Genomic DNA, 12735 nt, shown 5'->3' with positions numbered 1-12735 from the left:
GTGTGTTAGCGGGAGGATGAAATCCCAGTATAAAGATCGAAAAAGAGTATGATGTGAACCACACCATACTCTTCCCGATTGGCAAACCATTATCGATTGTTATCGCGTTCGGCATAATGCACTTTGACATTCACTTTGCCCAAATATTCCAACTGACCATCTTCATTCATGCGTTCTTGCACGGTCACGAAGCCACCATCTTTTAAATGCGTACTGCGAGACTTCACATTAAACGTCAGGATATTGAGCTCTTTATTCAGTTCACGAGCCGACATGGTTTTAAGTGAATTGAGTTCAGACAGTGCCTGTTGATAAGCCTCATCTGACGTTGCTGTCGGCGTAACTGAGATGGTTTTCATCTCTTCGCGGCTCACGTAGTTGCCACCAGTGAAAAGTGGTTGAGCGAATGCAGATGCGCTAGTCATTGCCATTACCGTTACAAAAAGAGCAGTTTTGATTGCGTTCATGTTGTTAACCTTTGAGTGCTTGTTTTCAATGAGGTCATTATTGAACACCGCCTCTGACACCACCCTTTCAACAAAATGACATTTTTGTCATGAAAGTAACCTACTGGCGAAGGCTCTTGAGCGTTCCATTACGCTTAGAATAAGACAAAAAAAAGCGGCACATACTCTCGCATGTGCCGCTTGGGATTTTTGCTGTTAAGCGTAATTACTCAACCGTTACCGCTTTCGCTAGGTTACGTGGTTGGTCTACGTCCGTACCTTTGATCAGTGCTACGTAGTATGACAGCAACTGCATTGGGATGGTGTAGTAGATCGCCGCCGTGATTTCACTAACGTGAGGCATCGTGATGATCTTCATTGTTTCATCGCCTTCGAAGCCTGCGTCTGCATCTGCGAATACGTATAGAAGGCCGCCACGTGCACGTACTTCTTCAACGTTTGATTTTAGCTTTTCAAGTAGGTCGTTACTTGGTGCAACCACAACAACAGGCATGTCAGCATCAATCAGCGCTAGAGGACCATGTTTCAGTTCACCCGCCGCGTAAGCTTCTGCGTGGATGTAAGAGATCTCTTTCAATTTTAGAGACGCTTCCATCGCGATTGGATAGAATTCACCACGACCTAGGAACAGTGTGTGGTGCTTGTCTGCGAAATCCGTCGCTAGTGCTTCAATGTCTTTCTCGAAAGAAAGTGCCGCGTTGATTTGCTTAGGAAGTGCGTGTAGCGCTTCAACAATCTCTTTTTCTTTCTCTTTGCTGACGCGACCTTGCTCTTTACCTAACGCCGTAACCAGCATCAATAGTGCAGAAAGCTGAGTCGTGAACGCTTTGGTTGAAGCGACACCGATTTCAACACCAGCGCGAGTCATGAACGCAAAATCTGATTCACGAACCAAAGAAGAACCTGCTACGTTACAAATGGTCATCGCCGCCATGTAACCTTTCTCTTTCGCAAGACGAAGTGCTGCTAGCGTATCGGCGGTTTCACCAGACTGAGACAACGTGATCAATAGGCTGTTTGGACGAGTCACAAACTTGCGGTAACGGAATTCAGACGCAATTTCTACATCACAGCTCACGCCAGCAATGTCTTCAAACCAGTAACGCGCTGTCATACCTGCGTTGTAAGACGTACCACACGCAACGATTTGTACGTGCTCTACTTTGCTTAGAATGTCTGCCGCATGCACACCGATCGCATCAGTTACAACGGAGTCTGCCGTGATACGGCCTTCCATTGTGTTGATCAACGCTTTAGGTTGCTCATAGATTTCTTTTTGCATGAAGTGGCGGTATTGGCCTTTATCGCCAGCATCATGTTCTGCGTTAGATTCTACGATTTCACGCTCAACCAGCTCGCCCGTTGCGTCAAACACAGTAACTTCACGGCGAGTGATTTCTGCCACATCACCTTCTTCTAGGTACATGAAACGGCGCGTTACATTCAGTAGCGCAAGTTGGTCAGAAGCCAGGAAGTTTTCACCCACACCAAAACCAATTACGATCGGGCTGCCTGAACGTGCAACTACGATGCGTGAAGGATCTTTGCGATCCAACGCTACCGTGCCGTATGCGCCTTCAAGTTGTTTTGCTGTTTTTTGTACTGCTTCTAGTAGCGTTTCTGAAGTGCGAAGTTCCCACTCAACCATGTGTGCGATAACTTCTGTATCCGTTTGAGATTCAAACACGTAACCACGAGATTGAAGCAATTCACGAAGCTCTTCGTGGTTTTCGATAATACCGTTATGTACAACAGCAATATCGCCGGACATATGTGGGTGTGCATTAACTTCAGATGGTTCACCGTGCGTCGCCCAGCGAGTGTGTGCAATACCCGTTCCGCCGATCACTTTTGCTTCTTCTACTGCATCAGCCAATTCTTGCACTTTACCCAAGCGACGAACGCGCGTTAGGTTTGACTCGCCATCAACAACAGCAACGCCAGCTGAGTCGTAACCGCGGTACTCTAAGCGGCGTAGACCTTCAACCAAAATTTCTGCAACATCTCGTTGTGCTACTGCACCTACGATTCCACACATGTGTTTATCTCCGTTTGTAGTTTTGTTCTTCCCTAGCCATGTTTCAGATAGAGGCAGCAAGCAAAGGCCTGTATTCAGAGGGAAGTGAAATATGAAACTGGTTACATTATTAGATTAGGCGCAAATGACTTTCACGCCATGTTGTTCAATCTGTATTTTGTGTTCTTGCTGAATATCAGCATCCGTCACTAGCACATCAATTTGATGCCAAGCGAGCTCTAAATTCGGGATCTTACGACCGATTTTTTCCGATTCGATCATGACGATCACTTCGCGCGACACTTCCGCCATTACCTTACTCAAACCAACCAATTCATTAAATGTTGTGGTGCCGCGTTCGAGATCGATGCCATCCGCACCGATAAATAGCTGGTCAAAGTCGTAAGCTCGTAACACAGATTCGGCTACTTTGCCTTGAAAAGATTCTGAGTGCGTATCCCAAGTCCCGCCAGTCATCAGCAGTGTTGGTTCGCTCTCTAATTCATTAAGGGCGTTAGCAACATGCAACGAGTTGGTCATGACAACTAAGCCACGTTTGTCATTCAACTGTTGAATCAACGCAGCCGTCGTACTGCCACTGTCGATCACGATGCGATTATGGTCTCGAATCAGTGATGCCGCTGCTTTTGCCAAGTTTAGCTTTCGAGTCGAAACATTAGCGCTCAATTCTTCGTGAATGACTTCTGTTGGGATAGCAATCGCACCGCCGTAGCGGCGTAGAAGTTGGCCATTTTTCTCTAAAGAAGCTAAATCCTTTCTAATCGTGACCTCTGAGGTTTCGAATTTCTGAGCGAGTTCGTCAACGCTGACTTCTCCTAGCTCAGAAACCAAGTTAGAAATGGCGTGTCTTCTTAGTTGAGTGTTTCGTTTCGACATTTACGTTTTGAATTTAAGTTTCGATGTGAAACTTATTATAGTCAAACCGAAACTTTTAAGTCCATTTATTTCGATCCAAAAAATTAATATTTCTCGATAAAACCTTGTCCTAAGACAATTCTTAAACAGTGATATTGGATTCATTCAGTGGTAGAATTCGCCACCGAAAAGAAAAAAAATTACAGAATTGAAGGCTATTTTTTTGCAACTTTCTGCATATAAAGTGGGATTAGTCACAAAAAGGTAACCAAAATCGCCGATCTTTTAGTCATAAAATGACTAAACTTGGTGAAAGACTTTCAGAATCTGAAGTACTGATAATGAGGCGAAAAATCGGTGGGTGACAGGCACTAAATGTCATCAATAACGCCCTAACTTCAGAGTAAACAACCGACTTTCAAATTGTAACTATACTTACCGGAGAGTATCTTCCATGAAAAAGACCAAAATCGTATGTACGATTGGCCCTAAAACTGAATCTGTAGAGAAGCTAACTGAGCTAGTGAACGCAGGCATGAACGTAATGCGTCTTAACTTCTCTCACGGTGACTACGAAGAACACGGCACTCGTATCGCGAACTTCCGTAAAGTAATGGAAGCTACTGGCAAACCACTAGCAATTCTTCTAGATACTAAAGGTCCAGAAATCCGCACTATCAAGCTAGAAGGCGGCAACGACGTTGATCTAGTAGCTGGTCAAGAATTCACTTTCACAACTGACACTTCAGTTGTAGGTAACAAAGATAAAGTTGCAGTAACTTACGCAGGTTTCGCAGCAGACCTAAACGTAGGTAACACTATCCTAGTCGACGACGGTCTAATCGAGATGGAAGTTATCTCTAAGACTGAAACAGAAGTTAAATGTAAAGTACTTAACAACGGTGCACTAGGCGAGAACAAAGGTGTGAACCTTCCTGGCGTTTCTGTAAACCTACCTGCTCTATCTGAAAAAGATAAAAACGACCTTAAATTCGGTTGTGAGCAAGGCGTTGACTTCGTAGCTGCTTCTTTCATCCGTAAAGCTTCTGACGTTCAAGAAATCCGTGAAGTACTTGCTGCAAACGGCGGCGAGAACATCCACATCATCTCTAAGATCGAAAACCAAGAAGGTGTTGATAACTTCGACGAGATCCTAGAGCTTTCTGACGGCATCATGGTTGCTCGTGGTGACCTAGGTGTTGAAATCCCAGCTGAAGAAGTAATCTTCGCTCAGAAAATGATGATCGAGAAGTGTAACCGTGCACGTAAGATGGTTATCACTGCAACTCAAATGCTTGATTCTATGATCAACAACCCACGTCCTACTCGTGCGGAAGCAGGCGACGTTGCTAACGCGGTAATGGACGGTACTGACGCAGTAATGCTTTCTGGTGAAACTGCTAAAGGTAAGTACCCTGTTGAAGCGGTAACTATCATGGCTCAAATCGCGAACCGTACTGATTCAGCGCTAAAAGCTGAGCTAGGTTCTCGTCTAGACAGCCCACGTCTTCGCATCACTGAAGCAGTATGTAAAGGCGCGGTAGACACAGCTGAAAAACTGGCTGCTCCACTTATCGTAGTTGCAACTGAAGGTGGTAAATCTGCACGTTCAGTACGTAAATACTTCCCAACTGCAAACATCCTAGCACTAACAACGAACAAGAAAACAGCAGCACAACTTGTTCTAACTAAAGGTGTGACGCCAGTTGTTGTTGATTCTATCGAAAGCACTGACGCATTCTACGTAGCAGGTAAAGAGCTTGCTCTAGAATCTGGTCTAGGTAACAAAGGCGACATCGTAGTGATGGTTTCTGGTGCTCTAGTCGCTTCAGGTACTACGAACACAGCTTCTGTACACGTACTATAAGACTGAACTTTTCATACTTCAGTTAATTGATAAAGAGGGCTTATGCCCTCTTTTTTTATATGGCTTTCTTGCTCTAATAATAGCCTAACTGTATCATTCACCATGCGCAGAATTGCGTACTGTTTAATTTTGTCGTCACGATTAAAATTTCTATGAGGTGTATGTGTCCAGTCCCACTCTTACCGACAAAGTATCAAAAATGATCCGTCAGGATATTCTCGATGGCGTGCTTAAACCGGGTCAAAAACTCGTGGTTGCGGAACTCAAAGAGAAGTACAACGTAGGAGCGTCACCCATTCGCGAAGCTTTGGTGCAGTTATCGTGGAGCAAATACGTCAAACTCGAGCCGCAAAAAGGCTGCTGGGTTGCACCTGTATGTAAAGATGAGTTGAATGACTTGTACGAAAGCCTACAAATGGTCTCTGCATGCCTACTAAATAAAGCAATTGTGATTGGCGATGAAAATTGGGAACTGGACGTCCTAACCGCTTATCACAAGTTATCCCGCTCTAAATCTGGCGAAAGCTTTTGCTGGAAGGAATGGGAAGAACGCCATAATCAGTTTCTTACTGCGCTGTTTGAAGGCGCTGGCTCTGCCAATATGTTTGGTTTTTTCCGCGATCTACTCACGCAAATTAAGCGTTACCAATATTTTGCTATGCAAATGTTAGGTACTGGAAACCCAGGGCACTGTAATATCGATGAGCAAGAAATGCTGATGAAGACGTCGTTAGATAAAAAGAGCCAGGATGCTTTAGGTTATCTAGAGCGTTATTTGAGACAGTCAATGCAGTGTATCGAAGCGGCCATCGACAACCAATATCGCATACTGGCTAGCGAATAACGCTGAGGCTAAAATAAGCATAAAAATCGGGGTCTATCCCCGATTTTTTGTTTTTGAAAAAGAGCTAAGCAATATCATCGAAACTATGACATAGTGATACGCAGTTACGCCCTGCACTTTTGGATTCATACAAGGCAATATCAGCACATTTATAAGTGCGCGTGCGATCTGAAGTTAAATCACTATACCCAGCGCTAACGGTAATAGCTCTATCACTGCGCAGTTGAACCGCCACACGTAACCGGTTCAATACAACTTCTGCTTCTTCGAGTGTGGTATGCGGCATGATCACCGCAAACTCCTCACCACCGACGCGAGACACAAAGTCAGTACTGCGCACCTCTTTAAGAAGAGTCTCAGCGACACTGCAAATCACTTTGTCCCCTTCATCGTGCCCAAGTTCATCGTTAATGCGCTTAAAGTGGTCAATATCAAACAACGCCAAACATGCAGGGGGACTGTCAGGATAACGCTCAATAATCCCGGCATATTGCGCTAATTGCTCTTCAAATTTTCGACGGTTCCACAAGCCCGTCAAACCATCTTTTTCACTGAGGTTGCGTAGCTTTTCTTCCAGCTCTTTTTGCTCGGAAATATCCACCAGCGACGTGATGTAATAGCTTACTTTACCTGACTTGGTTAAGTTTGCCTGAATGCGCATAATGGCGGTAAATACGTGATTAAACTTGGTTCGACAACGAACCTCACCTTCCCAAACGTGCTCGTTCGCAAGCTTATTCCAAATATTGAGGGTCGACTCGAGATCTTCCGGTAAGAAAATTAGATTATGCGCATTCCAGCCTTGAGTATGCTTGGTGGAATAGCCCATCATGTTTTCAAATTCTTGGTTCACCATAATGATTCGATGCGACGCATCTGAGATCATCACCGCAGTCATGCCATCAAGTGCAGCCCGAGCTAACTTCGATTCCATACTATGACGTCGATAGTGCAGGGCTAGCGCGGTCGTTGGTAAAGTAAAACCAAACACCAAACTTAATACAAAAAACGCTTCTTGGATTAAGTCATCAATATCTCGCTGAGATCGAGATAGTAATTGCTCATTGGTAAGATCAATAACCAGATGAAGTGGCTCACTAGAAACAAATTGGATCGTGCTATATGCTATCAAATTCGAGCCGTTGTACTCATAGCCCGAAACTTCTGAGATCATCGTGCGCCAAATGTTGGGATACATCCGGCCAAAATTAAATTGAGAACGAGCTGGAATAATGTTGCCGTACAAGCGTGATGACTTAGGACTCGCGATATAAAAGCCATCACTTTTAATTAACTCAATATGAAAATCCCGCACCGGTGAGTAGTTGAGTCGAGAAGATAAATACTCAATATCAACATTAAGAACAAGATACCCTTCGCGTTTCCCATTGAGAGAAATCGGCATCAGAATACGCAATGAAGGGCTATAAGGGTAAACAAGCTCACCATTTTCCCGCTCCAGTTCAATCCCCCACGACGCAATTTCATCATTACCTAAACCTTGCGCGTAATGAAAATAATCCCGCTCTGACTTGTCATGTAATTTGAGGGCGGGTGCAGCGATACCCGTTTTGAAATCGTAATTAATCCGTGCTTTTTCCTGACCGGTAATATCAAGAAAACGAATTTGTTTATATAGCTTTTGGTTGATCGCAACCGAGATCCACATATCTTCTAAGATAGAAAGGTTGACTCGGTTCGGCTGACGTAGATAGTCGTAAAGACTTTGGCTGTGACCGAGAAGATCGCTGATCGTCTCAATTTGATCCTGAATATTGTTGTATTCGCGACCAGTATAAGCCAGTTGGTGTAATGCTTCTTGAGCGGTATTCTCAACGTTACTCTCTAATAACGTCAGATATTTCTGATAATAGTAAACTGCAGTGAGCGCACTAAAAAATAGTGCTGTCGCCAACAATGTGCCGACTCGCTTAGGTATTTTCACGCGTCTACTGCCTATAATGCTTACTAAAACGACAATTATATCATTAATTGTTATTTTCTAAACAAAAAGCCACTTAGATTAAGTGGCTTTTCTATATGCAATTAGATAATTACGGTTTGAGTGCGCGCTCACCTCGGGCAATGCCCACTACCCCACTACGAGCAACTTCGACGACTTCAGTTACTTCAGATATCGCTTGAATGAAGGCATCCAACTTTTCACTCGTGCCCGCAAGTTGTACAGTGTATTGAGCAGCAGTGACATCCACGATCTGGCCACGGAAGATGTCTGCCGTCCGTTTCACTTCTGCTCGCGCAAAACCGCTGGCTTTCACTTTCACCATCATCAGTTCACGTTCGATGTGCTCATACTCGGTGACTTCTTGTACTTTCAGCACATCAATCAATTTGTGTAACTGCTTCTGAATTTGCTCCAACTGCATCTCATCAGACGTCGTGGTAATGTTCATTCGCGACAGCGTTTCATCATCTGTCGGTGATACCGTCAAAGATTCAATGTTGTAACCACGTTGAGAGAACAAACCAACAACACGAGACAACGCACCCGGTTGGTTTTCCAATAGCAGTGAAATAATGTGTCTCATATTAAGTTCTCTCCGTTTTGCTTAGCCACATTTTATCCATACCCTCACCTTTGATTTGCATCGGGTATACGTGTTCGGTTTCGTCTACGTTGATGTCCACAAACACCAGACGATCTTTCATATCCAACGCTTTTTGTAGCCCTTCTTCGAGCTGATCAGGCGTTTCGATACGAATACCGACGTGACCATAAGCTTCTGCAATCGCTGCAAAATCAGGAACAGAACTCATGTAAGAATTAGAGTGACGACCTTGATAAATAATGTCTTGCCACTGTTTTACCATGCCTAAGAATCGGTTGTTTAGGTTGATGATCTTCACTGGAATGTCGTATTGCATGGCTGTCGAAAGCTCTTGGATATTCATTTGAATACTGCCATCACCCGTAACAACTACGACTTCTTCTTGTGGCATGGCAAACTTAACACCCATACCAGCCGGAAGGCCAAATCCCATAGTGCCCAATCCACCCGAGTTGATCCAACGGCGTGGTTTGTTAAATGGGTAGTAAAGTGCTGCAAACATCTGGTGCTGACCCACATCAGAAGCAACATACGCATCACCATTGGTCAGCTTGTGCAAGGTTTCAATCACTTGCTGTGGTTTAATTCGCTCTGGTGACTTCTCATAAGCCAAACAATTTCGGTCACGCCACACCTGAATGTCATCCCACCATGCGGTGATGGCATCTTCATCGTTCCCACCTTCTTGCTCTGCCAGCAGGCCAAGCATGGTTGTGAGCACTTTTTCCGCAGAGCCTACGATAGGTAAATCCACCTTCACGTTTTTCGAGATCGATGATGGATCAATATCAATATGCATGACTTTTGCGTTTGGGCAGTATTTTTCAAGGTTGTTCGTCGTGCGATCATCAAAACGCACACCGATACCAAAAATGAGATCCGCTTCATGCATCGCCATATTGGCTTCGTAAGTACCGTGCATACCCAGCATGCCCAGTGAGTTTTTATGTGTTCCAGGGAATGCGCCTAGTCCCATCAACGTACTGACTACTGGAAGGTTCAGCTTGTCGGAGAGCTCTAAAATATGTTCATGAGCGCCAGAAATCACAGCACCACCACCGATATAAAGCACTGGTTTTTTCGCTTCTAATAGCGATTTAAGCGCTTTTTTAATCTGGCCTTTATGACCCGACGTCGTCGGCTTGTAAGAACGCATTGAAAGCGTTTCTGGGTATTGGTAAGGCAGTTTGATTTGCGGATTCATTACATCTTTCGGCAAGTCAATCACTACTGGACCAGGTCGACCTGTGGTCGCGATATAAAACGCTTTCTTGATCGTTTCAGGAATATCTTCCGCTTTTTTCACTAAAAAGCTGTGTTTGACCACTGGGCGAGAGACACCAACGATGTCACATTCTTGGAAAGCATCATTACCAATTAGGCTATTAGGTACGTTACCCGAAATAACGATCATTGGGATGGAGTCCATATAAGCCGTGGCAATACCAGTAATGGTATTGGTCGCGCCCGGACCTGAACATACCAGTACGACACCCGGTTTACCGGTAGCGCGAGCGTAACCATCTGCCATATGAGTGGCGGCTTGCTCATGCCTTACAAGTACGTGTTTGATTTGATCGGTTTTGGCATGCAGTGCATCGTAGATATCCAAAACGGAGCCACCTGGGTAGCCAAAGATCTGCTCTACGTGCTCTTCTATCAGAGATTGAACCACCATCTCTGCGCCTGACAACATTGCTGTCATAATTGCTCTCCTTAGCCAGTTTCCTCACCGTAAGGTCAACGGATTGGTCTGGTTTTACATAGTCTAGGTCTTATTCGTAGCCTAATCGAAATACTTCCACGTTTTCGGCTATGTCTTGCGTTCGTCATAACATCCCGCAAGGTTACCCAACAAATGTAACGTTTTATTATCAACGGGTCTAATGAGAGATTGGTCTACTTTTTGAACAAGATGCTAGTAATTAGAATGTTAGTAGGAATAGCAGCCACACATACCTCATTTCACAGTACAACCTAAAAATTTAACGTTCAAAAAAAGAACATTATTTCAGAACCTTTTAAGTATAGGGTGCTAAATAGCTGTATTTGGTGCGCAAAATAGAAAGAATCAACACAAACAAAAATCCCCAGTAATGCGCAATCACATCACTGGGGATTTTTTCATCAATATAAAATCTAAGTCAGCTTAAGTTACTTTTTCTCTGACTTTTCCTTATACATTTCTTCAATTTCATCTTGGTATTTGTCATTGATGACTTTACGACGCAGTTTTTGAGTTGGCGTTAACTCACCATCATCCATAGAGAAAGCTCTTGGTAACAGTTTAAACTTCTTCACCTGTTCAAACTTTGCCAACTCTTTTTGGAGATCGTTAACACGCTTCTCAAGCATTTCGACCACTTGGTGATGCTTAATCAATTCAACGCGATCGTGATACTTGATATTCAGCTCTTTCGCATACTCTTCAAGAGAATCAAAACACGGCACAATCAGCGCCGAGACAAACTTACGCGTGTCCGCGATAACCGCGATTTGCTCGATGAAGTGGTCTTTACCAATCGCCCCTTCAATCATTTGTGGAGCGATGTATTTACCGCCAGAGGTTTTCATCAACTCTTTGATACGATCAGTGATGAACAGGTTGCCATTTTCATCAATGTAACCCGCATCGCCAGTTTTTAGGAAACCGTGCTCATCAAAGGTCTTTTCGGTCTCTTCTGGCATTTTGTAATAGCCACGCATCACCATTGGACCACGCACCAGAATCTCGTTGTTCTCACCGATCTTCACTTGCGCGCCAGGCATCGACATACCAATAGAGTCTGGGTTAAAGCACTTATCATCCCAACACGATACTGTCGCCGTGGTTTCAGTCATGCCGTAACCTAACTTCACATTGATACCAATCGCGTGGAAGAATCGGCCTATGGTTTCATCTAACTTTGCACCGCCACACGGCATAAAGTTGATTTGTCCACCAAGTAACGCTCGCAGCTTGCTCAGAACCAATTTATCCGCCAGGGCATATGACTTGCGCAGCATGAGCGATGGCTGACGTTTTTCTTGATGACAAGCGGCCATTTTTGCGCCCATGTTCACAGCCCAAGTAAACATGATCTTGCGATGAATTGGCGCGCGAGACACTTTCTCGTGAATCGCAGAGAAGATCTTCTCATAGAAGCGCGGCACGGCACACATCACGGTAGGTTGCACTTGGCTCAGTGCATCACGTACCTGCATGGTGTCTTGCAAATAGCAGTTGGTCGCCCCTTTGTACAATACATAAAAGGTCCAAGCGCGTTCAAATACGTGTGACAGCGGAAGGAAACACAGTGACACATCACTTTGAGAAAGGCTCAAGCGTTGATCGTGCCCTTCCAATTGCGCCGCAATGTTTGCGTAATCTAGCATTACACCTTTCGGTTGACCTGTGGTACCAGAGGTGTAAATCAGCGTGAGTAGATCATCTTCCTTTGCTTGCTCTAAACGTGCGTCCAATTCAACTTGGTATGTAGTATCGCCTTTGGCGACAAATGCTTGCCAAGAGATAACGAAATCATGCTCGCCAAGTTCGATATCATCAGACATTGCAACAATGAGCTCTAACTGCTCGCACTGGTCGAAAATGCTCACTGCTGCGTCAAATTGTGGCTGCTCACCAACAAACAGCACTTTGACGTCTGCGTTGTCAATGATGTACGCCGACTGAGCGGCGGTATTGGTTGGGTAAATAGGTACTGTTACGCCGCGTAGTTGTAGCGCTGCAATATCAGCAATCGTCCATTGCGGCATGTTGTTCGAGAAAATGCCGATTTTATCTTGGACTCCTAATCCCTGAGCCAAAAGTGCAAGTGATAAAGCATCAACTTGCTGACCAAATTGCGTCCACGTAATACCTTGCCATTCCTCACCCACTTTATGCTTGAGCGCAACGCGTGTACCACCGTTCGCAATTTGTTCACGAATACGTTTAACGATATGAAAATCTAACTTGGCCATTCTTTTACTTACCTTTTGGCTTACAGGCGTAAGCTAATTGAGCGAACAAGTGTACTCACGGCTTGCTAAAACGCAACTGACCAGTATCAAACTTATCACTAATAAGAGACAACTATCACTTATACGTCGCG

General features: G+C 44.5%; 9 protein-coding genes. 2 read left to right on the top strand and 7 right to left on the bottom strand.

Features of this window, described 5'->3' with window-relative positions; translation table 11 throughout:
* Positions 1 to 89: 89 nt before the first annotated feature.
* The 3 genes from J8Z23_RS01830 to J8Z23_RS01820 all read right to left on the bottom strand — a co-directional run bounded on the left by J8Z23_RS01830 (position 90) and on the right by J8Z23_RS01820 (position 3381).
* A complete protein-coding gene (locus tag J8Z23_RS01830; RefSeq protein ID WP_021823444.1) occupies positions 90 to 467 on the bottom strand; it encodes a DUF3316 domain-containing protein in 378 nt (125 codons plus the stop codon).
* Between the two features lie 205 nt (positions 468 to 672).
* Positions 673 to 2505 (bottom strand): glutamine--fructose-6-phosphate transaminase (isomerizing), encoded by a 1833-nt coding sequence (glmS, locus tag J8Z23_RS01825; RefSeq protein ID WP_005392238.1) that lies wholly within the window; start codon positions 2503 to 2505, stop codon positions 673 to 675.
* A 114-nt stretch (positions 2506 to 2619) separates the two neighbouring features.
* Entirely contained in the window at positions 2620 to 3381 is a 762-nt protein-coding gene (locus J8Z23_RS01820; protein ID WP_005392240.1) for a DeoR/GlpR family DNA-binding transcription regulator, read from the bottom strand.
* A 433-nt stretch (positions 3382 to 3814) separates the two neighbouring features.
* Here J8Z23_RS01820 and pykF point away from each other — a divergent pair, with 433 nt between their 5' ends.
* Together pykF and J8Z23_RS01810 are read left to right on the top strand one after the other, a co-directional pair.
* On the top strand, positions 3815 to 5227 hold the full coding sequence (gene pykF, locus J8Z23_RS01815) for a pyruvate kinase PykF (protein ID WP_005392243.1): 1413 nt from the start codon (positions 3815 to 3817) through the stop codon (positions 5225 to 5227).
* Between the two features lie 199 nt (positions 5228 to 5426).
* Positions 5427 to 6071: a GntR family transcriptional regulator gene (locus tag J8Z23_RS01810; RefSeq protein ID WP_005392249.1), complete on the top strand. Its 645-nt coding sequence runs from the start codon at positions 5427 to 5429 to the stop codon at positions 6069 to 6071.
* A 64-nt stretch (positions 6072 to 6135) separates the two neighbouring features.
* Here the strand turns inward: J8Z23_RS01810 and J8Z23_RS01805 are convergent, their stop codons facing one another.
* From J8Z23_RS01805 to J8Z23_RS01790, 4 genes are all read right to left on the bottom strand, one after another.
* Positions 6136 to 8016 (bottom strand): sensor domain-containing diguanylate cyclase, encoded by a 1881-nt coding sequence (locus J8Z23_RS01805; RefSeq protein ID WP_005392251.1) that lies wholly within the window; start codon positions 8014 to 8016, stop codon positions 6136 to 6138.
* Positions 8017 to 8125: 109 nt separating this feature from the next.
* A complete protein-coding gene (gene ilvN, locus J8Z23_RS01800; RefSeq protein WP_005392253.1) occupies positions 8126 to 8620 on the bottom strand; it encodes an acetolactate synthase small subunit in 495 nt (164 codons plus the stop codon).
* Position 8621: 1 nt separating this feature from the next.
* Entirely contained in the window at positions 8622 to 10346 is a 1725-nt protein-coding gene (locus J8Z23_RS01795; protein WP_005392255.1) for an acetolactate synthase 3 large subunit, read from the bottom strand.
* Positions 10347 to 10795: 449 nt separating this feature from the next.
* Complete coding sequence (locus J8Z23_RS01790; RefSeq protein ID WP_046874025.1) at positions 10796 to 12604, bottom strand: AMP-dependent synthetase/ligase; 1809 nt, start codon at positions 12602 to 12604, stop codon at positions 10796 to 10798.
* Positions 12605 to 12735 lie beyond the last annotated feature (131 nt).

Origin of the sequence: Vibrio sp. SCSIO 43086, assembly GCF_051132235.1 — a bacterium.
Lineage (GTDB): Bacteria > Pseudomonadota > Gammaproteobacteria > Enterobacterales > Vibrionaceae > Vibrio > Vibrio diabolicus.
The sequence above is the reverse complement of the archived record's forward strand: the minus strand, read 5'-3'. Positions and strand labels throughout refer to the sequence as shown.